Annotated in this window: 21 protein-coding genes; 11 read left to right on the plus strand and 10 right to left on the minus strand. The window is 60.3% G+C overall.

Annotation, left to right across the window (positions count from 1 at the left end; translation table 11 throughout):
* Positions 1-205 precede the first annotated feature (205 nt).
* Positions 206-343, minus strand: a complete 138-nt coding sequence (locus tag KVQ82_RS14285) for a hypothetical protein (RefSeq protein WP_177327908.1) — start codon at positions 341-343, stop codon at positions 206-208.
* Positions 344-500: 157 nt separating this feature from the next.
* Here KVQ82_RS14285 and KVQ82_RS14290 point away from each other — a divergent pair, with 157 nt between their 5' ends.
* Positions 501-689, plus strand: a complete 189-nt coding sequence (locus KVQ82_RS14290) for a hypothetical protein (RefSeq protein ID WP_041067099.1) — start codon at positions 501-503, stop codon at positions 687-689.
* A gap of 18 nt (positions 690-707) precedes the next feature.
* On the opposite strand, the gene KVQ82_RS14295 is transcribed toward KVQ82_RS14290, so the two are convergent.
* Positions 708-1085 (minus strand): fe2+ zn2+ uptake regulation protein, encoded by a 378-nt coding sequence (locus tag KVQ82_RS14295; protein WP_047294218.1) that lies wholly within the window; start codon positions 1083-1085, stop codon positions 708-710.
* Positions 1086-1373: 288 nt separating this feature from the next.
* Here KVQ82_RS14295 and KVQ82_RS14300 point away from each other — a divergent pair, with 288 nt between their 5' ends.
* Positions 1374-3719 carry an acylase gene (locus KVQ82_RS14300; protein WP_222019228.1) on the plus strand — a complete coding sequence of 782 codons (2346 nt, stop codon included), beginning with the start codon at positions 1374-1376 and terminating at the stop codon, positions 3717-3719.
* Between the two features lie 89 nt (positions 3720-3808).
* Here KVQ82_RS14300 and KVQ82_RS14305 read toward each other — a convergent pair whose 3' ends face one another.
* A complete protein-coding gene (locus KVQ82_RS14305) occupies positions 3809-4810 on the minus strand; it encodes a FecR family protein (protein WP_222019229.1) in 1002 nt (333 codons plus the stop codon).
* A gap of 152 nt (positions 4811-4962) precedes the next feature.
* Here KVQ82_RS14305 and KVQ82_RS14310 point away from each other — a divergent pair, with 152 nt between their 5' ends.
* Entirely contained in the window at positions 4963-5232 is a 270-nt protein-coding gene (locus KVQ82_RS14310; protein ID WP_007961867.1) for a PepSY domain-containing protein, read from the plus strand.
* 54 nt (positions 5233-5286) lie between these two features.
* Here the strand turns inward: KVQ82_RS14310 and KVQ82_RS14315 are convergent, their stop codons facing one another.
* Positions 5287-10107: a DUF6543 domain-containing protein gene (locus tag KVQ82_RS14315; RefSeq protein WP_260688104.1), complete on the minus strand. Its 4821-nt coding sequence runs from the start codon at positions 10105-10107 to the stop codon at positions 5287-5289.
* Between the two features lie 230 nt (positions 10108-10337).
* Here KVQ82_RS14315 and KVQ82_RS14320 point away from each other — a divergent pair, with 230 nt between their 5' ends.
* Entirely contained in the window at positions 10338-11378 is a 1041-nt protein-coding gene (locus KVQ82_RS14320; RefSeq protein ID WP_222019230.1) for an Ldh family oxidoreductase, read from the plus strand.
* An 89-nt stretch (positions 11379-11467) separates the two neighbouring features.
* Here the strand turns inward: KVQ82_RS14320 and KVQ82_RS14325 are convergent, their stop codons facing one another.
* Positions 11468-11785, minus strand: a complete 318-nt coding sequence (locus tag KVQ82_RS14325) for a YqjD family protein (protein WP_007961870.1) — start codon at positions 11783-11785, stop codon at positions 11468-11470.
* 153 nt (positions 11786-11938) lie between these two features.
* Between KVQ82_RS14325 and KVQ82_RS14330 the strand changes: the two genes are divergently transcribed.
* Positions 11939-12193, plus strand: coding sequence for a hypothetical protein (locus KVQ82_RS14330; protein WP_003224595.1), 255 nt, complete (start codon positions 11939-11941; stop codon positions 12191-12193).
* A gap of 8 nt (positions 12194-12201) precedes the next feature.
* Here KVQ82_RS14330 and KVQ82_RS14335 read toward each other — a convergent pair whose 3' ends face one another.
* Complete coding sequence (locus KVQ82_RS14335; protein WP_222019231.1) at positions 12202-13116, minus strand: LysR family transcriptional regulator; 915 nt, start codon at positions 13114-13116, stop codon at positions 12202-12204.
* 84 nt (positions 13117-13200) lie between these two features.
* On the opposite strand from KVQ82_RS14335, the gene KVQ82_RS14340 reads away from it, so the two are divergent.
* A complete protein-coding gene (locus tag KVQ82_RS14340; protein WP_222019232.1) occupies positions 13201-14124 on the plus strand; it encodes a carbon-nitrogen hydrolase family protein in 924 nt (307 codons plus the stop codon).
* Between the two features lie 141 nt (positions 14125-14265).
* Here KVQ82_RS14340 and KVQ82_RS14345 read toward each other — a convergent pair whose 3' ends face one another.
* The 3 genes from KVQ82_RS14345 to KVQ82_RS14355 all read right to left on the minus strand — a co-directional run bounded on the left by KVQ82_RS14345 (position 14266) and on the right by KVQ82_RS14355 (position 17428).
* Complete coding sequence (locus KVQ82_RS14345; protein ID WP_086791096.1) at positions 14266-14739, minus strand: LEA type 2 family protein; 474 nt, start codon at positions 14737-14739, stop codon at positions 14266-14268.
* Positions 14740-14804: 65 nt separating this feature from the next.
* A complete protein-coding gene (locus KVQ82_RS14350; RefSeq protein WP_222019233.1) occupies positions 14805-16271 on the minus strand; it encodes a nucleobase:cation symporter-2 family protein in 1467 nt (488 codons plus the stop codon).
* 242 nt (positions 16272-16513) lie between these two features.
* Positions 16514-17428, minus strand: coding sequence for a LysR family transcriptional regulator (locus tag KVQ82_RS14355; protein ID WP_222019234.1), 915 nt, complete (start codon positions 17426-17428; stop codon positions 16514-16516).
* Between the two features lie 99 nt (positions 17429-17527).
* On the opposite strand from KVQ82_RS14355, the gene KVQ82_RS14360 reads away from it, so the two are divergent.
* From KVQ82_RS14360 to KVQ82_RS14380, 5 genes are all read left to right on the plus strand, one after another.
* Positions 17528-18619, plus strand: a complete 1092-nt coding sequence (locus tag KVQ82_RS14360; RefSeq protein WP_222019235.1) for a polyamine ABC transporter substrate-binding protein — start codon at positions 17528-17530, stop codon at positions 18617-18619.
* A gap of 16 nt (positions 18620-18635) precedes the next feature.
* On the plus strand, positions 18636-19595 hold the full coding sequence (gene speB, locus KVQ82_RS14365; RefSeq protein ID WP_222019236.1) for an agmatinase: 960 nt from the start codon (positions 18636-18638) through the stop codon (positions 19593-19595).
* 131 nt (positions 19596-19726) lie between these two features.
* Positions 19727-20845 carry a cell division protein ZapE gene (zapE, locus tag KVQ82_RS14370; RefSeq protein WP_222019237.1) on the plus strand — a complete coding sequence of 373 codons (1119 nt, stop codon included), beginning with the start codon at positions 19727-19729 and terminating at the stop codon, positions 20843-20845.
* 17 nt (positions 20846-20862) lie between these two features.
* Entirely contained in the window at positions 20863-21444 is a 582-nt protein-coding gene (locus KVQ82_RS14375) for a DinB family protein (RefSeq protein WP_198759374.1), read from the plus strand.
* A 153-nt stretch (positions 21445-21597) separates the two neighbouring features.
* Complete coding sequence (locus KVQ82_RS14380; protein WP_041067176.1) at positions 21598-22095, plus strand: GNAT family N-acetyltransferase; 498 nt, start codon at positions 21598-21600, stop codon at positions 22093-22095.
* Positions 22096-22179: 84 nt separating this feature from the next.
* Here the strand turns inward: KVQ82_RS14380 and KVQ82_RS14385 are convergent, their stop codons facing one another.
* On the minus strand, positions 22180-22389 hold the full coding sequence (locus tag KVQ82_RS14385) for a hypothetical protein (RefSeq protein ID WP_108182638.1): 210 nt from the start codon (positions 22387-22389) through the stop codon (positions 22180-22182).
* Between the last annotated feature and the right edge of the window lie 89 nt (positions 22390-22478).

Raw genomic sequence — 22478 nt, forward strand, 5'->3', positions numbered from 1 at the left:
GGGTGGTGGAGAGGGGGATTTACACCCGGCAGGTGTGTCCAGAAATATCAAAAATGCGCAAATCGTTGCAGCTCGAAGAGTCCTACAAAAGCTTGATCAGCGTCTTACACGCGCAGGTCACATTAGAGACAGAAAACGCCTGCTATTCAGCAGGCGCGGTCGTTCCGGGAACACAGTTTTTAACGTTTATGCGGGGAGTCATCGCCTATCGATGTTGGTAATAACCGGGACCTTCCTGGTACCGATGGTGGTCGTCATGCCAGCCGCCGTGGGGGAAAATGATGCAGCCGCTCAAGGTCAGTACGGCAAGGACGGGAATCAGCCAGGTGATTCGACGGAACATTTCAAAAATCCTCATGGTTACGCCGTCATGAAGCCAAAACTCTTCATCGGCTGTAACATGAGACCGCGTTTATCAAAGCCCATCCCCGCAACACGGTATGTGCATGGCATGCAACCGGATACAAACCGGATACATTTGAAAGGTTCAGGAACCCGCAATGACCCAGAAGCAACGTTTGAAATATTCGATACTGATCGCGCTGTCGGTGCTGGCGATCATGCTCGGCCTGTCGTGGCTGCAAAATGCCGGGATGATCAGCGAGAAGACGTTCCAGTACATCGCCATCGGTGTGGCGGTGGTCGTGGTGGTGATCAACGGGGTGATGCGCCGCAAGGTCAAACCCTGACGGCGATCGCGGGACGCTTCAATCGTGATTGAGCACGGCAGCAGCCTGTGGATGCAGGCTGTAACTCTTGTCCGGGTTGAAGGTGACCACACCTTCGGCACACAGACGCTTCAACACTTCGCGCACGCTGAGAAAGGACAACGGAATATCCAGGTCCAGCAATTGGCTGTGCACACCGCGCACGCCCAGGCGTCGATCGTTTTGCGCGGCGACCAACAGCGCGTCGATGACCTTCAGGCGAATCAGGCTGGTACGCAGACCGAAGCTTTTGAGCAGCAGGCGAATGCGCTCATTGCCCTGGCGTTCCGGGCTGGGTGCGAAACTGCTCGCGCGGGGACTCATGGAAGCTCCTTGTGACGCCTGGCTACCGTCCGTTGGTAGTTGCGAGTTGTACATGGGTTACTCCTTTGCAGAGCCTGTTCAGGAAACGTTTTGGCTGCTCTCAGTAAACAAGACGTTTCAGCACGACAAATCATGAAAGGAAATATGTAGAAATTTTGTCGGTTATTCGTTGTTTTCCCGTCATCGGCGGTTTGTCCCTTGGGCAAACGGGCTAAATATTTTTTTGCTGCATTCGTTTCCTGAACAGCCACCTTGCGCCCAGGCGCAGGCGTCAACTTCAGACCGAGTTCGGACCTTGCGCAAAGCACGCGTCGAACCGTGTCCTATCGATCAGGAGCGAGTGTGATTATTTCCAGGCAGTTAACCGGGCTGGCCCTCGCCAGCGCGTTTCTCGGGCTCAGTCTGTCGGCCCATGCATTCAGTCCCGCCACGCCAGCCAGTGCCGATATCCGCCGCACCGCGTTTGGCGTACCGCACATCCGCGCCGAGAACGAGCGCGGGCTGGGTTTCGGCATCGGTTACGCCTACGCGCAGGACAACCTGTGCTTGCTGGCCAACGAGATTGTTACGGTCAACGGTCAGCGCTCGCGCTATTTCGGGCCGGAGCAGTTCACTGTCGAACAACGCGAGAATCGCGTCAGCGACCTGTTCTTCACTTGGCTCAACACCTCCGAAGCGGTGAAAGCCTTCTGGGACGCGCAACCGGCGCAGGTGCACGATCTGGTGGAAGGTTATGCCGCCGGCTACAACCGCTATTTGGCCGAACGCCGCGAGCAAGGTCTGCCGCAACAGTGCCAGGGCGAGTGGGTGCGCGATATCGCTGCCGAAGATCTGGTGAAGCTCACTCGGCGCTTGTTGGTCGAGGGCGGTGTCGGGCAGTTCGCCGAAGCCCTGGCGGGCGCGACCCCGCCGCAGGCCACAGCGCAGTTCGACAGCAAGGCGCAGGCCTATCAGTTGGCGGACGCGCGCCTGCAGCGCTTCGCTCTGGATCGCGGCAGCAACGCCGTGGCGGTTGGCAGTGAGCGCTCATTCAACGGACGCGGCATGTTGCTGGCCAACCCACATTTCCCGTGGGTCGGCGGCATGCGCTTTTACCAGATGCACCTGACCATCCCCGGCAAACTCGACGTCATGGGCGCCGCCTTGCCGGGGCTGCCGATGATCAACATCGGTTTCAATCAGCATCTGGCCTGGACCCACACGGTCGATTCATCCAAACACTTCACTTTGTATCGCCTGCAACTCGACCCGAAAGACCCGACCCGCTACCTGCTCGACGGCCAATCGTTGCCGCTGAACAAGCAGACCGTCACCGTGAAGGTCAAGCAGGCGGATGGCCAAGTGGTGCCGGTTTCGCGCGATGTCTACAGCTCGCAGTTCGGCCCGATCGTACAGTGGCCGGGCAAACTCGACTGGGATCATCAGTACGCTTACAGCCTGCGCGACGCCAATCTGGACAATGATCGCGTGCTGACGCAGTGGTACGCGATGAACCAGGCATCAAGCCTCAAAGCCCTGCAGGATTCGGTGCACAAGATCCAGGGCATCCCGTGGGTCAACACGCTGGCCGTGGATGACAAGGGGCAAACGCTGTACATGAACCTGTCGGTGGTGCCGAACGTCAGCGCCGACAAACTGGCCAAGTGCAGCGACCCACGCATCGGCTTGCAGATGATTGTGCTCGACGGTTCCAACAGCGCTTGCGCCTGGGATATCGATCCGCAAGCGGCGCAGAAGGGCATCTATGCCGCCAGCCAGCTGCCGCAACTGTTGCGCAAGGACTTCGTTCAGCACTCCAACGATTCCGCGTGGCTGGCCAACCCGGCACAACCGCTGACCGGGTTCTCGCCACTGATCAGTCAGGACGGCCAACCACTGGGGCTGCGATCACGATTTGCGCTGGAGCGTCTGAGTGCGCCGGGCAAAAAGGGGCCGCTGGCGGTCAAGGATCTGCAGCAGATGGTGATGGACGACAACGTCTATCTGGCAACCCAGGTGCTGCCCGATCTGTTGAAGTTCTGCGCTGCGGATCTGGGGGCGGACGCGGCCGCGTTGAAGCCGGTTTGCGTCAGCCTCAAGGGCTGGGATGGCCGGGCGAATCTGGATTCGGGCATCGGTCTGGTGCACTTCCAGAACATCATGCAGGCGTTGCAAGCGTCGCCGGATGTCTGGCGGGTGCCGTTCGATCCAAAAGACCCGCAACATACGCCACGCGGGTTGGCGATCGAGCAACCGACCGTGAGCAAGGCCCTGCGTGAAGCGCTGCTGGCGTCGGCCGCCACCGCGCAGAAAATGGGGCTCAAACCTGAAACGCGCTGGGGCGATATTCAAGTGGTGAGCAGCGGCGCTCAACAAACTGCGATCCACGGCGGACCCGGGACGCTGGGAATCTACAACGCGATCCAGAGCGTGCCGCGTGAAGACGGCAAACTCGAAGTGATCAGCGGTACCAGTTATCTGCAAGTGGTGAGCTTTGGCGACAACGGTCCGCATGCTCAGGGGCTGCTGGCGTTCTCGCTGTCGAGCGACCCCGAGTCGAAATATTCCCGGGATCAGACCCAGGCGTTTTCGAAAAAGCAGTGGAGCGTGTTGCCGTTCACTGAGCAGCAGATTGCTGCCGATCCGCAGTATCAGCTGCAGACTGTTCGCGAAGTCGCGGGCAAGAGCGCTGAGGTGGTTGCGCAGTAAGTCAGCCTGAACGAAAAAGCCGCTGCCCCCTGGATGGGGACAGCGGCTTTTTATTGCGCTGAGTTCACCCTGGCAGGTGGTGTCGGGTTTCAGGTTTTCGGCGGCTGCCGCGGCATCGAATTGATTACCGGATCACCCTCGGTATTACGGGTCAGGTAGACCGGCAACACTTTGGGCAGAGTGTTGACGAGGCCGCCGAGTTCTTTGACGTTGTAGACACCGCCGACACGGATGGCGCCGGTACTGGCGTCAGCCAGTTTCAACGGTTTGCTCAGATAGCGATTGATCAGCGGCAAGGCCTCATTCAGTGCAAGGTTGTCGAGCACCAGTTTGCCATTGCGCCAGGCCAGAGCGTTGTCGTTAGCGTAGGTCTGACTGATCTGTGGCATGTAATCGCCATGCCGGTACTGCGCCTGCATGGCGGGCCCAAGGCGCAGACCGTCGCCGGGCAGTGCGGCGTTGCTGGTTACCAGCACCGAGCCTTCGATCAGATTGACCCGCACCTGATCTTCGTACAGCCAGACATTGAAGCGGGTGCCGGTCACGCGGATCTTGCCTTCGCCGGCCCTGACCACGAACGGGTGGGAGAGGTCATGACTGACTTCGAAAAACGCCTCGCCTTTTTTCAGGGTGACTCGGCGTTCGTCCTTGTAATTGCTGAACGTCAGCTCGGTGTTGAGGTTGAGTTCGACTTGACTGCCATCGTTCAAGGTAATTTGACGGACATTGTCGGTGGCTTCGAAGTGCTGATAGCTGTTGGGCAACCAGCCCAGATTCCAGCCACTGTACGCCGCCAGTGGCAAGGCCAGTGCGCAGACGCTCGCCGCAATTGCATAGCGACGCCAGGCGGGAACCGCTTTATTCAGCGGTACATTTGGCAGCGCCTGCGGACGGGGCAAGTGCTCGGCAACGTCCCAGATTTCCAGCATGGCGTCATATTCGAACGCATGCAGCGGATGCGCATCGCGCCATTGCTCGAAAGCCAGACGCTCTTCGGCGGAGCAGTCTACGGCGTGCAGACGCATGCACCAGTGCGCGGCGGCATCGGTGATTGCATCGTATTCGGCTTCCGAGAGGGATTCTTGGGTCATTGACTCGTCCTGATTTGCTGCATTCTAACCTTGCGGGTCGGGTGCCGAGAACATCCGTCATGGCAATTGCCCATCAAAGTGGAACTTATTTTTCCGTGTGGCGCCCAAAAACAGGACGTTAGACGAACATCATCCACAAATGGAGTGAAAAAATGATCAAAAAAACCTTGGCCGCTGCAATCGCCACTGCCGCCTTGTTCAGTGCCGGTGCTGCCATGGCTGACCGTCCCGGTGCGGGCTGGGTCACCATCGAAAAGGCTATCGAGATCGTGAAAACCAAGGCCGGTTACGTCGAAGTCTATGAAATCGAGGCCGACAATGACGGCTACTGGAAAGGTGAGGGACGCAAGGCCGATGGTTCGGTGTATGAATTCCGCATCGACGGTGCCTCGGGCAATGTATTGCGCGACCAGAAAGACTGACCTTGCCCCGCGATAAACAATGCGCAGGCCAACCGCCTGCGCATTTTTTTTGCTTCAGTTGAGCCCTTCTTGAGATTGGGGCACCGGATCGAGCTGGCGGCCCATTTCACAGATCAGAAAGGCGATCGAATCGGCATTGCGCAATATCGTGTCGATTCGTGGAGTCGGGTTGGAAGGGTTGAGAAAAGCGGTCCGCGCGTCATCCAGATTCGCGCTACGCGTGGTCTTGAGAATTTCCTTGCGTACATGATTCATGCCTTCAATCATGTCGATATCCAGCCACTCCTGAAGTTCATGGCTCCAGCGCGAGAACAGCTCTTCACGGGGGGTAGACAGTGACAGAGCTTCGCGTTGAAAACGTGTCTGCAGCTGTTTGCGGGAAGCTCCGTAACCCGTCACCGTAGCAATCAGATCAGCAAACGGGCGCCGCGCTTCCAGCGAAGCAATGTCTACGGTCTTGCTGAACTGATGGGAAAACTCGTGGATGAGCGTCGCGGCCCGTGCATGCCCTTCGACATTGAAGGGCTCGGTCAGCCCGGTGTTGTACCACTCCAGTTCTTGATTGAAGAATTTTTCGGTGAAATGGACCTTCTTGAGTAAATCGCCATCCAGTACAAAGGCGATTACACCCGAGTCGGGCTGTCTGTTCGAGCCGACCACAAAGCGACGAGTATTCAACAGGTCTTCTGTTGGATCGACCAATGCATTACAGATCGGCACGATGGACAGCTTCAACTTGTGGAGCATGTCGGCATCAATCCGTTGCACGTCAAAAAACGACTTGAGAAAAGTATCGAGGCGCGTGCCCGGCACATCGTTTCTTAGCTGAACAAGATTGTGCAGGCTGTTGAACGCGTAATGCCGGGCCAGATCAATTGCCTCGATCAACATGAGTGCTTTTTCCGGATGGCGGGCGCGGATTTCTTCCATGCCTTGCGCTTCGATATTCAGCATGTACCGGGCCTGGCGATGGGTGGTGTAATGGTTGACCATCTTCGACAAGGCCTTGCCGAAATGCACGGTATGGCGATCCGGATCCAGCACCAGTTGCCGGGAGGCGGTGTGCTGCAACACCGGACCTGGCTGGCCGGCGCCCTTGATTTGCCAGACGACTCCCGGCCGCTCCACGGGATAGACTTTACCGGCAATGGGGGCGTAGGTCGCTCTGGTGTTCAGGTCCTGATACGTGCCCTCGGCAGCATTATGGGTCAGATCCTTGAGGGCGATCTTCGAGGTTTCGAATGCCTGCAACGCGGTGCGCTGCGGATCGGTCGGCTTGGTCTGCGCAAGGACGGGGGCGCTCGGCGCGGTTGGCTGCGGCGGCACCGCCTCTTGAGATTCCAGACGTGATTCCAGAGCCAGCCGCCCGAGACTGATCATTTCCGCTGCGCCGGCGGTAAAGGTTTCCAGTGCACGTTTCCAGTGGTGATCCTGCAACGCTTCGGCCGAGCCCTTGAAATCCTTGTAGCTTTGCCAGAGAAACTGCGCACAGGCGAGTTTGCCCGGCAGCACGCCCCGGACCAACTGGATGCCCGAACTGAACAGGTGCTTCGCGGCGTCCCAGTCCGTTTGCGCCGATGGCATTGAATGGCCGCTCAGCAAACGTGGCAACAAGGCCAGATTGTCGTCGAACAACTGCAGCAACCAGTTACCGTTGACCGGAGTGGTGGCCAGGGTCATCTCGCTCGCCTGGCCGCTGCTTGCGTTGAACAACGCGCTGAAGATCGAACGTTGAGTTTCCGGCAAGCGGCGCAGCAACAAGTCCTGCAGTGAGCCAGGCGTATTCAGCGCGGCGATGACTGACGCCTCATCCTCGAACTCACTGAATGCGTGTTCACCATGGTAGGGCGCATACAACACTTGAGGACCGGGTTTTCCTGCAGGTCCGATCAAGTACAGGCCCAACGCCTTGACCGCTGCAGCCCCGGCGGTCTTGATCAGCGCCAGCGGCCGGGCAATGGCATCGGCCCCTTGCACGGTCGCGCGGGCCACGGCGTCGGGCATGTCGAACACCTGAGCAATCAAGCCGAAGGCCTTCGGCGACAAGCGCTGTTGCAGTTGTAACTGATGGGCATGTTGCAGCAACTGCCAAGGCAGCTGGCGGAGGAAGCGCTGCTTGCGTTGTTCAGCAGCGACGTTACTGGCGGACAACGCCGAGGTGATTTTATCGGCAAACGTCGTTGCAACGTTCAGGGACAGCAGCAGGCTCCTGACGGCTTGCTGGTCAAGCCCTGTCGGCAGCGCCCGGTCGGTACCCGAGCTGAGGGTGAATGCCGTGCTCTGTGCGAGATGTGTATGGTTCAAGGCGAAATCGGTCAGGCTCATCGCAGGCCCGATCAGCGTCTGTGCCGGGGTGATGGTGATCTGTTCGGGGTCGAGATCCTGTCTCTGCAAGCGGGCTCTCAACAGCGTTTGAAGGGTCTGCCTGATGTAGTCACGCACGGTTGGCAGCGCGTGGAGATAATCCTGATCGTCAATGACGCTGTGGCGCCACTGTTCCAGCAGCTCCAGATGCAACTGCTGCGCTTCAAGCGTGGCCATGCCCAGCCAGGCAGGCAATGAATGCTGTTTGCCGATCGCTCGCGCCAGAGCGGTGGCGCGCTGCAGGTTGGTCTCTACGACTTGCTCACTCAGCGTCCTGAGGATTTGAGTTTCCCGCGGCTTTGGCCATTGACGGCCCCGTACCTGTTCACAGCGTTGGAGAAAATGTTCGATCGCCGACTCGGTCCGATCCAGCAGGACACTGCGGCTGATCAGCTGCCCCTGTCCCAGCGTGTAGCGTTGATGGAACCCTTGGTGCCGGGGGGAAAGGTTTTCCAACAGCATCAGGCGTTTTTGCGGATCCGCCAGTCGCTGGTCCAAAACCTGTCTGGCATGCTCGATCGAGCGGAAGACTTCCAGGCCCAGGGCTGGTGTCCACACCATCGCGCGTCCTGAGTGCTGCGTATCGCGGCCACCGCGTTCCGTGAGCAGGACGCAGTTGGCCAGCGGCAGCATTTCGCTTTGCCCGGCGACCTGCAACGTCAATGACCAGGCATCCGGCTGAAACCCGTTGAGTGCCCTGCGGCGGCTGCGATCCGGTTGATCCGGATTGAACACGGTGTCGACCAGCGCTTGCTCATGGCGGCTCAGCGTCCCGTTCAGGACTCTCAACCGTGCTTCACCTGTGATGCCGACAGACAGGGCGTGCGCCAGCTTCGCGGCGATTCCTTGCAGGTAGGTGCGCTGCAGCGCCGTGACGGTCAGCGGTTGGGCGGCGAAGTCGGCGGCGAGGGTGGGCATGATGCTGCCGAACTTGCGCACTTCGCCCGCGGCGGTGTCCGCCAGCACCCTTGAAGGTAATTGGTTGCCGGTGAGCATCGGCCGGGTGCTCCAGCGCCCGTGGGCATCCAGGGTCTCAAGCCGCTCGTGGAGCATCGAACGGATGTCCAGGGCCTTGTCGAACAGTGCGCGAATATCCACGGCGCCGTCGCTGTGCCGATACCACTGCAGGGCATAGTCGATGTTCTGTCGCTGCTTGGTGATGATCAACTCGAGCAGCACGCTGAAAACATCTCCGGCAATCGATTGGCCGGAAACCTGCGGCTTGTCGAAACCGAGAAAGCGTTGCCGCTCATCGAGATTCAACAGGCCGTAGAGTTCGTCTTCGTGCCCGGGGCTGGCAAATTTGCTGAGCAGCATGGCTTTGAGATCTTCGTAATCCCTGAGCACCTGCAAGCCGTGGGTCGGGGTATACAGGCAACTGTCGGAATGGCTGATCATCAACGCGCCGGCCAGCTCCACGAAGTTTGCCTGATGCTCCCACAAGCGCACGGTTTCCAGCGTCGCGCGGCGTGCCGGACCGTCACTGAAACCCAACGAGGTCAGCAGGCTGTCGAAGGTGTGCTGCTCGATAATGCCAGCCTCGCGTTTGAGCAAAAAGTCAGCCAGCGCCTGCTGTCGAATGCTTTGCGCAAATACGCTGCGCCGCGGGCTCCCGCCAGCGCTGGGCCCATTCCAATAGCGCTCCATTTGCTGATACAGCAATACCAGCAGTTTGCCCGAAGCCGTGGTGATGGCTGTTTCCCAGTGTTGCTGATCACTGGCCTGGACTGTCCGGTCCGGGTGCGAAAACTCATGGGTCTGGCCAATCGGCCATCCGGTGTGGCGATAGTGCAACAGCAGCGCATCGCCAAGTGACAGCGCTTCAAACCCACTCCGTGAAGGACGGTCGGTCGATGCCGGACCGCTTGCTGCGGCGGCTGTGTAATGGTTCGCGCGTGTGCGGGTCTGGTCGACGCCACGCATGGTCGGCGTCAGGAGTGTGTCGAGTATGCTCTGGAGCAGGCTGTCTAGTTCGGGCAGTTGCATCAATTCATCGAGCATTGCCTGAGCGTTGAGTCGCAGGCAGTGTTCGATGGCAACGCGTTGATCTTCGAAGATATCGCCTTCGACAAGCTGGTAGGACACGCTGACCGCGCGTCGCTCAACCAGCCGTTTGCGTTGTGACAGGGCGAGCAATGCCAGCAGCCGATCATCTTCGGTGACACGGTTCAGGCGCTCTTCCAGGTGTGCGGTCAGGCTGGCGAGGCTGGCATGTTTTTTCAGCCCGTCGAAGGGGGTGTACAACATGACGCCGCGATCATCGGGGGTGGCACTGAGTATGAAGCTGCCGGCCAGAGGCACCGCAGGCGTATCGTCGGTGTTGAGCAGGATTCGATGGGCAAGCATGGGCGGGGTTTGCTGACTGCGCAGTGTGTGGGTGGCCAGTTGCACGTGGCTCAGCCACTGGAAATCAGCGATGGACAAGCGATGGACATTGCCGAGTTCACGCCACAATCCGGGGGAATCGAGAAAGGACAGGAACAACAGGGGAGGCAGGGGAGCAGGCATCATCGGGTCTCGTTCAGGGCACCGTCCGGTGCACCGGTAAATTGAGACTCGAGACTAATGACCGGCCAGATGACGCGGGTGGTACATAGTTACCGCACCAGCGGCAGCGCCGTGTGCTTGCTGCGACCAGCCTTCACCGCAACGGTTGACAGCACCCGTGTCTGACGTGGTTAATCGGTGGGCTGGATATTCGTACGCTGTTGTTCCCTCCAATAATTAGTCTGGAGCTTCAGATGTCTGCGCCACACGATTCCGTGTCTTCCCCCGTTGCGTCCACACTCTCGCTCGAAGCGCTGACGCAATTGCTTGAAAAGGTTTTCCTGCGCCACGGTACGTCGGCGTCCGTCGCCCGCACTCTGGCTGCCAACTGCGCCGGTGCCGAACGTGACGGTGCGCACAGTCATGGCGTGTTCCGTATCCCCGGATATGTTTCGACCCTCAACAGCGGTTGGGTCAATGGACAGGCTGTGCCGCAAGTCGAGGACGTAGCCTCGGGTTTCGTGCGAGTCGATGCCGGCAACGGTTTCGCCCAGCCCGCGCTGGCCGCTGCTCGTTCGCTGCTGGTGGAAAAGGCGCGCAACGCCGGGATCGCCGTATTGGCGATTCGCAATTCCCATCACTTTGCGGCGCTCTGGCCGGACGTCGAACCGTTCGCCGAGGAAGGCCTGGTGGCGCTCAGCGTGGTCAACAGCATGACCTGCGTGGTGCCCCATGGCGCCGACAGACCGCTGTTCGGCACCAACCCGATTGCCTTTGCCGCGCCCCGGGCCGGCGGAGCACCGATCGTGTTTGATCTGGCGACCAGTGCCATTGCTCACGGCGACGTGCAGATTGCCGCACGCAAGGGCGAACGTCTGCCCGCCGGAATGGGTGTGGACGGTTTGGGTCAGGCGACGCAGGATCCGAAGGCCATTCTTGAGGGCGGCGCACTGTTGCCGTTTGGCGGCCACAAAGGTTCAGCGCTGTCGATGATGGTCGAGCTGCTGGCCGCGGCGTTGACAGGCGGGAACTTTTCTTTCGAATTCGACTGGTCGAACCATCCCGGGGCCAAAACACCGTGGACCGGGCAGTTGCTGATCGTCATCGATCCAAGCAAAGCTGCCGGGCAACCGTTTGCCGAGCGCAGCGAAGAGCTGGTGCGACAGATGCACGGCGTGGGGTTGAAACGTTTGCCGGGCGATCGTCGGCATTTGCAGCGCGCGAGATCACTGACCGAAGGCATCGTGCTGGATGAGCAGACGCTTGCGCAGTTGCGAGCGCTGGCGGGGGAATAATGGTCAGATAACCGATGTGGCGAGGGAGCAAGCTCCCTCGCCACAGATTTATTGTCAGGTCTTGAACAATGCGCTCTGACAAACGTCGCTTAGCGACGACCGAGCAACAAGCCCACCACCAGGCCAAAACCGGCGGAAATCGCCACGGTCTGCCACGGATGGCCGCCAATGTAGCTCTCGGTGGCCTCGACCGCCGGTTTGGTGCGCTCACGCACGCTGGAGACCGAGTCCAGCGCCTGTTGCAGTTTCAGAGCGATTTGTCCGCGCAGGGTCTCGGCTTCTTCGCCTACCAGTGAGGCGCTGCTCTTGAGCAGTTTGTCGGACTCTTCGATCAAAGCCTGAAGTTCGCTGAAGGCTTGATCCTTGATCTGGTCTTCGACGGCTTGCACGCGGGATTTGCGGGCCATTGGGTGACTCCTTGCAGATGGATGAACAGTGATCAATGGAGTATGGCGCTGACGGAAAAGTTGCACTGATTTTAGGTGCGAAAGAAAAACCTGCGCGGGAGATTTCCGCCGAGCGTGTAAGATGTCGCCATTTTACGCAGCAGGTATTTCCCCATGAGTTTCAATCTGGCCGACAAATCCCTCGCCGAGCGCGCTGCGCTGGAAGACGAGAAATCCCGTCTGTTCGAACTCTGGCAGAACAATCTGGGCAAAGCCAAAGGCGAAGCCGCGCGGTTGTTCGGCGAACGCTCCAAGCGCAAGGGCAAATGGGCCGAGTGGGTGCGCGCCGAGCTGGATGGCATGTCCCCGCCGGAATTCGCCAACATGGTGCGCAGTGAAGTCAATCGCCTGATGGCAGCCAACAAGTAACATGCGCCTCAGTCCGCGTTGAAACACCCGACAATCGCCTCACGCACCTTGATCACCACCGGGTCGATCTGCGTGCTGGTGCGCCAGCCCAGTTCGATCGGGTAACGCGGCAGCGCCAGCGGGCAGGGCAGCAGCATCAGTCCGCTGAGCCCGGCAATGGCCTGGGCGGCATGGGTCGGGATGGTTGCCACGGCGTCGCTGCCCTTGAGCAGATGCGGCAGCGCGGCAAAGTGGGTGGTCGAGGCGCAGACCCGCCGGCTCAGCCCCAGCGCCGCCAGCCCCTCATCGGTGATGCCGATAAAACCGCCCGAGGACACCAGAATGTGCTCGCGAGCGACGAACTCCGGCAAATCGATGCCCTGTTGACCGGGCGCCAGACTGCCCGGATCGACCAGGCAGGCATAATCCCCTTCACCCAATACCAGACGACTGAGCAGGCGCTCGGCAAACCCGCCGGCGGTGATCGCCAGGTCGATGCTGCGCTCCATCAGGGCGCGAGCGACGATCTGGCTGTGGGTCTGGCGGAAGATCAGCCGCAGCTTGGGTGCACAGCGGGCGATTTCTTCGATCAGGCGGCGGCCATAGGCAATTTCGAAGTCATCCGACAGGCCTACCGTGACCGAACGGCCGTCATAGTGATGGGCCGCCGGGTCGACCATCGCCAGGCTTTGCCGGCATTTGTTCAGCGCCTCGCTGACCACCGGCTTCAGTTGATTGGCCTTGAGCGTCGGTGCCAGACCGCGTCCGGTGCGCACGAACAACTGATCGCCATACACGTCGCGCAACCGGCGCAATGCCGCGCTGACGGCCGATTGGGTCACGCTCAGGCGCAGCGCCGCACGGCTGGCGCTGGACTCCTCATGCAGGGCTTCGAAGACTTTCAGCAAGTTGAGGTCGATGGTTGCGATATTCATTTGGCTCATATCGTTCAGCAGTGAATCGGTCTTTATTCATGATCCCGCGCCGCCGCAGAATCGGCAACACTTGAACCTGATGGAGTGACTGCAATGCCCAAATCAATCGTCGCCGCCCTGCAGATTGGCGCCTTGCCCGGTGGCAAGGGTGAAACCCTGGAACAGATCCTTAGCTGGGAAGACGCGATCAGCGAGTGCGGCGCGGCGTTGGTGGTCATGCCGGAAGCGTTACTCGGTGGCTATCCGAAAGGCGAGGGCTTTGGCACTCAGTTGGGCTATCGCCTGCCTGAGGGGCGCGAGGCCTTCGCACGCTATTTCGCCAACGCCATTGACGTGCCGGGGGCAGAAACTGAAGCACTGGCCGGTTTGTCGGCACGCACCGGGGCCAATCTGGTGATCGGCGTGATCGAGCGTGCCGGCAGCACGTTGTATTGCACGGCGCTGTATTTCGACCCGCAGGCGGGGCTGGTGGCCAAGCATCGCAAACTGATGCCGACCGGCACCGAACGGCTGATCTGGGGCAAGGGCGACGGCTCGACGCTGCCGGTACTCGACACGCAGGTCGGTAAACTCGGTGCGGTGGTGTGCTGGGAAAACATGATGCCGCTGCTGCGCACGGCGATGTACGCCAAAGGCATTGAGGTCTGGTGCGCGCCGACCGTGGACGAGCGCGAGATGTGGCAGGTCAGCATGCGCCACATCGCCCATGAGGGCCGTTGCTTTGTGGTCAGTGCCTGTCAGGTGCAGGCTTCACCGAACGCGCTGGGCGTGGAGATTGCCAACTGGCCGGCGGATCGGCCGTTGATTGCCGGCGGCAGTGTGATTGTCGGGCCGATGGGCGATGTGCTGGCCGGGCCGTTACGTGGCGAGGCGGGGTTGCTGACGGCTGAGATCGATACTGATGAGCTGGTTCGGGCGCGCTATGACTACGACGTGGTTGGCCACTATGCGCGGCCGGATGTGTTTGAGCTGAGTGTCGATGAGCGGGCCAAACCCGGCGTGCGGTTCACCGCATAACGTCGGGCTGATTGAAAAACCTGTGGGAGCTGGCTTGCCAGCGATGGCGGACTGTCAGCAACTACGATGTTGGCTGACGCGACCCTATCGCTGGCAAGCCAGCTCCCACAGGTATTTATGAGCGGTTTCAAAATTGTGCATTTACCACGTCGCGGCAGTGGCCTTTGGCAAACTCAGCTTGCCACTGTCGACAAATCGCATGGTGCCGAACACCCCGCCCGCGAGTTTGCCGCGCAAGACGTAAGGCAGGTTATCGAGGGTTTGTGTCTGGCTCAGGCCGAGGGTCTGGCGCAGTACCGAGAACGCGGAAACGCTGACCGGCACGCTGACCACGGTTTCCGAGAAGCGCGGGATCGAGCCGGTCTGATCACTGACGCCCGAGGCCAGGGGACGGCCATTGACCTCCAGATCCAGGGCGATACCGTTGTAATCGATGGCCGTTTCATTGGGGTTCTGCACCCGTAACTTGATCGCGAAGCGCACTTCCAGATCCTGGCTCGGCAACGGTTCGAGGCCGACCACGTTGATGTTCACCGGGTCTCGGTTGGGAAACAGCGCGCACGCGCTCAGGGACAACAGCAGCAGGGACAGGATGACGGCGTGGACGCGGCGCATAAACAGTCTCTCAACGAAAAAGGGCTGAACCGTTGCCGGCTCAGCCCTTTTTTCATGGCGTCGCGTCAGCGGTTCAACTGTGCGACCGCCGCTGCGCTGGCAGGTTCAGCTTTGGCCGGCAGATCGGGGTTTTCCATGACCTGCAGAATCGACGCTTCCGGATCGAAATCGTCTTCTTCCAGCTCAATGAACTCTTCCGGCAGGAAGATATTCAGCACGATAGCGCACAACGCACCGACGGTGATCGGCGATTCGAAGATGTTACGCAGCGCTTGCGGCAACTCGCGCAGCACTTCCGGCACCGCGGCGATGCCCAGGCCCATGCCCACGGAGATCGCCACGATCAGCATGTTGCGCCGATGCAGGCCAGCCTCGGCGAGGATCTTGATCCCGGCCACGGCCACGGTGCCGAACATCACCAGTTCGGCGCCACCGAGCACCGGTTTGGGCATGAGTTGCAGCACCGCGCCGATTATCGGGAACAACCCCAGCAGCACCAACAGGCCGGCGATGAAGAACGCCACGTAGCGGCTGGCGACGCCGGTCAGCTGGATCACGCCGTTGTTCTGCGCGAAGGTCACCATCGGCATGCTGTTGAACACTGCAGCCATCGCCGAATTGAGGCCATCGGCGAGCAGACCGGACTTGATCCGGCGAATGTACAGCGGGCCTTTGACCGGTTGCCGCGAAATCATCGAGTTGGCGGTCAGGTCGCCAGCGGCTTCCAGTGGCGAAACCAGGAAGATCACCGCCACCGGCACGAACGCCACCCAGTCGAAATTGAAGCCGTACTTGAACGGCACCGGCACGCTGACCAGCGGCACTTCGGGCATCGAGGCGAAATCCACGGTGCCCATCAGCCATGCGACCACGTAGCCGAGGGTCAGGCCGATGACGATCGCGCCCAGGCGCAGAAACGGCACGTCGACGCGGTTCAGCACAACGATGGTGCCGATCACCAATGCGGCCAGGAACACATGGCTGGCTGCGCCCAGATCAGGCGCGCCGAAACCGCCGGCGATGTCGGTCATCGCTACTTTGATCAGCGACAGGCCCATCAACGTGATGATGGTGCCGGTGACCACCGGAGTGATCAGCATCCTGAGCTTGCCGATGAACTGACTGAGCACCACTTCGATGAATGCCGCGAAGAAGCACACACCGAAAATGGTCGAGAGAATTTCATCGGTACCGCCGCCACGTGCCTTGACCATGAAACCGGCGCTGAGAATCACGCTGATAAAGGAAAAACTGGTGCCTTGCAGGCACAGCAGACCGGAACCCACTGGGCCGAAACGCTTGGCTTGAACGAACGTGCCGAGGCCCGAGACGAACAGCGCCATGCTGATCAGGTAAGGAATTTCACTTTGCAGGCCCAGGGCGCCGCCCATGATCAGGGTCGGGGTAATGATGCCGACGAAGCTCGCGAGCACGTGTTGCAGTGCGGCGAACACCGTGGCGGTCAAGTGCGGTCGGTCGTTGAGGCCGTAGATCAGATCGTTGTTGCGCGGGACTTTTTCAGAGGCGGTCATGGTGTTTTGCGCGCCGTGAGGCGGGGCCGGGTCAGAAAATGGAGGCGCAGGATGCCGGAAGCGGGCGGCGAGGGCAACGAGCAAAAATTGCCTGAAAGGTCAAGAAATACGGGGTTTGAACTTGTTGCTGTGCCTGTGGTGAGGGGATTTATCCCCGATGGACTGCGTAGCAGGCCCAGCTCCTGAATACCGAAGAGCCGGGCCGCTTCGCGCCCATCGGGGATAAATCCCCTCACTACAGGTTAATTGCTGGCAGAAATTTTTCGGGTGAAGGCTGCGAGCAAATCCTCCTCAAACGCCTTTTGCGCATCCCCCGGCACCTGCGCCCGGTGCCGGGCCAGATGAAACGCCACTTCGAAACTCAGTTCCCCAGGCCGCAGCGCGCGCAGCAGTCCCTTGTCCTCCCAGACCCGCGCATAGTGATCGGGCAAATAATCGATGTGCTTGCCGGAAAGAATGAACGCGAGGGTACCTTCGACCTGCTCCGAACGCGCGGAACAGCGCTGGTCCGCAAACGGCTCGCCACGGCGCATGAACCGATACGGATGATCGACCCGGTCGCACGCCTGCAATGCCGCGTCATCCGGCGCATCGACGCTGAACAACGGATGTCCCTGCGCGCAGTACAGATGCTGGGTTTCCCGGAACAGTTCGCGGTAATCGAAAGCGTTCTGCACCTGTGAGAAATAACCGATGGCCAGGTCCAGCCGCTGTTGCAGCAGCAGGCGCTCCATCTCCCCGGGCATCGCGCTGATCAACTCGATGCGCACCGACTCGTCACGCTCACGAAAGCGCCGGATCGCATCCGCCACCCGCAGCAGCACCGACTGATCAACTGCTTCGGAAAGGCCCAGCCGCACCTCACCGATCAACCGTCCGGCGACGCCGTTGGATTGATGGCGGAAGGTCTCGATGGATGCAAACAGCGTGCGAATTGCGATCAGCAATTGCTCGCCCTTGGGCGTCACGCTGAAACCACCCTTGCCCCGGCTGCACAGGCGATAACCGAGGCGGGTTTCCAGCTTGGCCATTTGCTGACTGATGCTCGACTGGCTGAGGCCTAGCTCACCTTGCGCCGCGCTGAAGCCGCCACATTCCACGACCCGCACAAACAGGCGCAGCAACTGCAGGTCGACGTCGTGAAGCTGACCGAGCATCACATTACTCCCGGATAAAGTCAGGTTAACAAACTTGATATTTCTGCAATGTATCCGACGGCGCATCCTGCCACCACTTCCTCCGGTCAGGTGTTTGTCATGGCTCCCGTATTCAAGCTGTGTTTTCCCGCGCTGTTGTTGTCCGTGGTCATCCAGGCACAGGCCGAGGATAAAACCCTCAATCTCTACAGTTGGGCCGATTACGTGCCGGCGCAGACGCTGCAGCGTTTCGAGCAGGAGACCGGCATTCATGTGCGATACGACACCTTCGATACGTCCGAGGTGTTGGAAACCAAACTGCTGACCGGTGGCAGCGGTTATGACGTGGTGGTGCCGTCGTCCAGCGTGCTGGCCCGTGGCTTGGCGGCGGGCGCGCTGAAAGAAATTCCCCATGAGGGCCTCAAGGGTTACGCCAACCTTGATCCCGATCTGCTGGAAAAACTTGCCGCCGTCGATCCCGGTAATCGCTACGCCGTGCCTTATACCTGGGGCACACTCGGATTGGGGCTGAACGTCGAGGCGGTGAAAAAGCGCTTGCCGGACGTGCCGCTGAACAGCCTCGACCTGCTGTTCAAACCCGAGTACGCCAGCAAGCTCAAGGACTGCGGAATTGCTGTGCTCGACTCGCCGCAGGAAGTCATTGGTCTGGCGTTGCACTACTTGGGTAAAAATCCCTACAGCACCGACAAGAATGATCTGGCCGCCGCCGAAGCCTTGTTGCAGAAACTCCAGCCGTCAGTGCTGTACGTCGCCACCGGCCGGCAGATCAACGATTTGGCCAATGGCAGCGTATGCCTGGCGCTGACCTACAACGGCGATGTGAGCATGGCAGCCGATCAGGCGCACAAGGCCAGCAAACCGTACGAGGTCGCTTACCGGATTCCGCGCGAAGGCACGTTGATCTGGCAGGACAACCTGGCGATTCCCAAGGACGCGCCGAACCCGCAGGCGGCGCGGGCGTTCATCGAATTCATGCTGCGCCCCGAATCGGTCGCCGAGCTGACCAACACGCTGTTTTTCGCCACCGCCAATCAGGCTGCAACGCCGCTGGTGGACGAGGCGGTGCGCAATGATCCGGACATCTATCCACCCGCCGAAATGCGCGAGCGCTTGTACGCCGACCGCAGCATGAGCCTCAAGGACATGCGTCAGCGCACGCGTCTGTGGACCACTTTCCGTAGCCATCAATAATCAAAGGAGCACACCGATGGACGTGCCGATGCTCAACGACCAAGCCATGACCCGTGACAGCCTGTACGGGACTGCCGCCGAAAGCACTTACGCCGGGATCACCAGTTTCATGCGTCGCCGCTACAGCCGTGATTTGCGCGGCGTCGACGTGGCCGTCAGCGGGGTTCCGTTCGACACGGCCACCAGCAACCGCCCGGGCGCGCGTTTCGGGCCTCGGGGGATTCGCGCCGCGTCCACCGGGATCGCCTGGGAGCGCCACTGGCCGTGGGCGTTCGATCCGTTCGATCATCTGGCGGTGATCGACTACGGCGATTGCGACTTCGATTACGGCTCGCCGCACACCATTCCGGAAAGCATCGAGGCCCACGCCGAGCGTATTCTTGATGCCGGCAGCGCGATGCTGACCTTTGGTGGCGACCACTTCATTACCTATCCGCTGCTCAAGGCCCATGCCCGCAAACACGGCGCGCTGTCGCTGATCCACTTCGATGCGCACAGCGACACCTGGCCGGACGAGGGCGGCAAACGTGTCGATCACGGCACCATGTTCTGGCATGCGGCCAGGGAAGGGCTGGTGGATCCGGCGCGCTCGGTGCAGATCGGTTTGCGCACCACCAATGACGATCATCAGGGCTTTGCCGTGCTTGATGCACGTCAGGTACATCGGCGTGGCTGCGAGGCGATTGTCGAGGCAATTCGCGCACGGGTTGGCGACCACCCGGTGTATCTGACGTTCGATATCGACTGCCTCGATCCGGCCTTTGCCCCGGGCACCGGCACTCCGGTGTGTGGCGGGTTGAGCACGCTGCAGGCGCTGGAAATCCTCGGTGGTTTGCGCGGAATCAATCTGGTGGGCATGGACGTGGTGGAAGTGGCACCGGCCTATGATCATGCGGACGTGACGTCGCTGGCAGCGGCCACCCTGGCCATGGAAATGCTCTGCCTCTACGCCGCCCGACATAAAGTTGACCTTTAAAAACACAATTCCCTGTAGGAGCTGCCGAAGGCTGCGATCTTTTGATCTTGATCTTGATCTTGAAAAACAAAATCAAAAGATCGCAGACTCGTTGCACTCGACAGCTCCTACAGGGATATATACTGCCGCGCATGACTTTCGACTCTCCTCTAAGCGCCTGGCAACACGCGATCGAGCACAAGGGCTTCATCCAGGATGAAGCCCAGGAACATGCGGTCTGGGCGCTGCAAAAATGCCATGAAGCCTTGCATGCCGGTGCCCGTTCGGTCGCCGGCGTGTATTTGTGGGGCCCGGTCGGGCGCGGCAAGACCTGGTTGATGGATCAGTTCTATCAGAGCCTGCGGGTGCCGGCCCGACGGCAGCACTTTCATCATTTCATGGGCTGGGTGCACCAGCGCTCGTTCCAGCTCACTGGCATTGCCGATCCGTTGCGGGCGTTGGCCAAAGAGTTGGCGGCGGAAGTACGGGTGTTGTGCTTCGACGAACTGTTCGTCAACGACATCGGCGATGCGATCATTCTCGGGCGGCTGTTTCAGGTGATGTTCGACGAAGGCGTGGTGGTGGTCTGCACCTCCAACCTGCCGCCGGATGAGCTGTACGCCGACGGCTTCAACCGTGATCGTTTTGTCCCGGCGATTGCCGCGATCAAGGCGCATATGCAAGTGGTGGCGGTGAACGGTGCCGAGGATCATCGCCTGCATCCGGGTGCAGGTCTGCAGCGGTATTTTGTCGTTGCGCCGGGGCAGGACAGCGCGCTGCAGCAGGTCTTCCAGTCGCTTAACGCCGGGCAGCCCGCCAGCAACGAGCCGGTGCCCGTCAGCCATCGCCTGTTGAACGTGGTGCGGGCCAGCGAATCGGTGCTCTGGTGCCGCTACGCCGATCTCTGCGAGCAACCGTTTGCCGCGATGGACTTTATCGCGCTGTGCGATCGCTATCGGGCTATTCTGTTGAGCGATGTGCCGAACCTCAGCGCACAGAAGCGCGAAGGGCGTATCGCTCGCGGTACCGAGGATGGCTCGGCGCAGGTGGTGGCCGGCGACCGCGAACTGCCGCAACTGTCGGTGCACGACGACGGCGTGCGTCGTTTCATCGCCTTGGTCGACGAGTGTTACGACCGTAAAGTCCCGCTGTACATTGAGGCGCAGGTGCCGATGGACGCGCTGTACACCGAGGGTTATCTGGAATTTCCGTTCCGGCGCACCCTCAGCCGATTGCAGGAGATGCAGTTGCAGCGTTTCGCCGAATCCTGAGCGCAGAGGGCGCGAACATAAGCCAACCGCTGTCGCATCATTTACTGACCATGGCCTACCAGAACGCGTGGGCCAATCATCGCTTGGGCAACGCCTGGGCCCAACTCGACGCTGAGGCTCTGGCAGCGCCACGGGTGAGTTTTTTTCCGAGCATCCGCCTCACACTCAATCACATCCTGACGTGCGACTGGTTCTACGTCGACGCGCTGGAACGCGAGTTGCGCGGTGACGAGCCGCATCCCGACTGCTATGTGTTTTTCAACCGTGACGAGCCTTTTACCGAGGCCTCTGCGCTGCGTGAAGAGCAGGCGCACGTGGACCGTCGGTTGATCGCTTATTGTGAGCAACTGCGCGATGCCGATCTGGGGCGGATCGTCACCATCGCCCGGGAAACACCGCAGCACGACAGTCGCTTGCGCATGCTTTCGCACCTGTTCGAGCATCAGATCCATCATCGTGGGCAAGTGCATGCGATGCTCAGCGCAACTTCGGTGAAACCGCCGCAGCTGGATGAGTTTTTCTGCGCTGGCGAGAGCGGCCTGCGTGCTCAGGATTTTGCCGAACTGGGTTGGACCGAGGAGCTGATCTGGGGGCGCTGACGCTGGAAAATCAAAAGATCGCAGCCTGCGGCAGCTCCTGCAGGCGTTTGCTATCAGCGTTTCTCGGGTTGTGGCCCACGGCAGCCTCGCGTTAAGGTCGAGCAGCCTTTCAGGTGCGCACTTTGCACGCCGGGGCCATGATCGGGGATGGAAATGGATTCCGCAGAAATACTTGTGCTGCAAGCCAGCTACACCAATCCACTGCACGCCGAAGCCATCGGCATTGTGCTCAATCACTACGCAGAAGATCCGATGGGCGGCGGTCAGCCGATTGCCCCCGAGCTGCTGCGTCGTCTACCTGAAGAGCTGGCCCGCCGGCCCCACGCGTTCAGCGTGCTGGCGTTTGTCGGTGGTGAGCCGGCAGGGCTGGTGAACTGCTTCGAAGGGTTCTCGACGTTTGCCTGCAAACCGCTGGTCAATGTTCACGATGTGTCAGTGCTGGCGAAATTTCGCGGCCTCGGGCTGAGCCAGAAAATGCTGCGCAAGGTCGAGGAGATTTCCCGCCAGCGCGGCTGCTGCAAGATCACCCTGGAAGTGCTCGAAGGCAATGCGGTGGCGCAGAACGCCTATCAAAAGTTCGGCTTCGCCCCCGGCATGTTCGACCCGGAACATGGCCGCATGCTGTTCTGGATCAAGGATCTACAGGCATAAAAAAAGGCGCCCGGGACAGGGCGCCCAACTGTCGTCTCCGAGGCCAGAGCGGAGCCATCGGAGGTCCATCGGTTGCTCGGTGAATCAGTCGCGATAAGACTCGGTGACTTGCGCGGTCTGATCGTTCGGAACCTGCAGTTCCGCTGTTTTGCTATCGGTCGGCTGTTCGCTTGGCGCGTGGTGGACCGGGAAGTTGTCGTAGTAATGCCGCATGCGTTCGGCGCCGCCCTCGGCAAAGGCGCTGGCGGAACCGAGGGCGAGTAGCCCGGCAAGAATGGCGGTGGTGGTTTTCATGGTGCCTCCTACTGAAAAACGTGGGAGCCGTTCGTCCATGAAGCAGATCTCGGGGCACAGTGTCCCGGCGCGGCATTAACTCGGGGTTA

It is taken from the genome of Pseudomonas sp. AO-1 (assembly GCF_019775695.1).
GTDB classification, from domain to species: domain Bacteria; phylum Pseudomonadota; class Gammaproteobacteria; order Pseudomonadales; family Pseudomonadaceae; genus Aquipseudomonas; species Aquipseudomonas parakoreensis.

Excerpts from the sequence above, each read along its gene's own strand:
- KVQ82_RS14310 (WP_007961867.1), top strand. The coding sequence starts at position 4,963 with ATGATCAAAAAAACCTTGGCCGCTGCAATCGCCACTGCCGCCTTGTTC.
- KVQ82_RS14355 (WP_222019234.1), bottom strand. The coding sequence starts at position 17,428 with ATGCTCGGTCAGCTTCACGACGTCGACCTGCAGTTGCTGCGCCTGTTT.
- KVQ82_RS14335 (WP_222019231.1), bottom strand. The coding sequence starts at position 13,116 with ATGAGCCAAATGAATATCGCAACCATCGACCTCAACTTGCTGAAAGTC.
- speB (WP_222019236.1), top strand. The coding sequence starts at position 18,636 with ATGGACGTGCCGATGCTCAACGACCAAGCCATGACCCGTGACAGCCTG.
- KVQ82_RS14295 (WP_047294218.1), bottom strand. The coding sequence starts at position 1,085 with ATGTACAACTCGCAACTACCAACGGACGGTAGCCAGGCGTCACAAGGA.
- KVQ82_RS14305 (WP_222019229.1), bottom strand. The coding sequence starts at position 4,810 with ATGACCCAAGAATCCCTCTCGGAAGCCGAATACGATGCAATCACCGAT.
- zapE (WP_222019237.1), top strand. The coding sequence starts at position 19,727 with ATGACTTTCGACTCTCCTCTAAGCGCCTGGCAACACGCGATCGAGCAC.
- KVQ82_RS14385 (WP_108182638.1), bottom strand. The coding sequence starts at position 22,389 with ATGAAAACCACCACCGCCATTCTTGCCGGGCTACTCGCCCTCGGTTCC.
- KVQ82_RS14350 (WP_222019233.1), bottom strand. The coding sequence starts at position 16,271 with ATGACCGCCTCTGAAAAAGTCCCGCGCAACAACGATCTGATCTACGGC.
- KVQ82_RS14325 (WP_007961870.1), bottom strand. The coding sequence starts at position 11,785 with ATGGCCCGCAAATCCCGCGTGCAAGCCGTCGAAGACCAGATCAAGGAT.
- KVQ82_RS14290 (WP_041067099.1), top strand. The coding sequence starts at position 501 with ATGACCCAGAAGCAACGTTTGAAATATTCGATACTGATCGCGCTGTCG.
- KVQ82_RS14340 (WP_222019232.1), top strand. The coding sequence starts at position 13,201 with ATGCCCAAATCAATCGTCGCCGCCCTGCAGATTGGCGCCTTGCCCGGT.
- KVQ82_RS14345 (WP_086791096.1), bottom strand. The coding sequence starts at position 14,739 with ATGCGCCGCGTCCACGCCGTCATCCTGTCCCTGCTGCTGTTGTCCCTG.
- KVQ82_RS14315 (WP_260688104.1), bottom strand. The coding sequence starts at position 10,107 with ATGATGCCTGCTCCCCTGCCTCCCCTGTTGTTCCTGTCCTTTCTCGAT.
- KVQ82_RS14320 (WP_222019230.1), top strand. The coding sequence starts at position 10,338 with ATGTCTGCGCCACACGATTCCGTGTCTTCCCCCGTTGCGTCCACACTC.
- KVQ82_RS14380 (WP_041067176.1), top strand. The coding sequence starts at position 21,598 with ATGGATTCCGCAGAAATACTTGTGCTGCAAGCCAGCTACACCAATCCA.
- KVQ82_RS14285 (WP_177327908.1), bottom strand. The coding sequence starts at position 343 with ATGTTCCGTCGAATCACCTGGCTGATTCCCGTCCTTGCCGTACTGACC.
- KVQ82_RS14360 (WP_222019235.1), top strand. The coding sequence starts at position 17,528 with ATGGCTCCCGTATTCAAGCTGTGTTTTCCCGCGCTGTTGTTGTCCGTG.
- KVQ82_RS14330 (WP_003224595.1), top strand. The coding sequence starts at position 11,939 with ATGAGTTTCAATCTGGCCGACAAATCCCTCGCCGAGCGCGCTGCGCTG.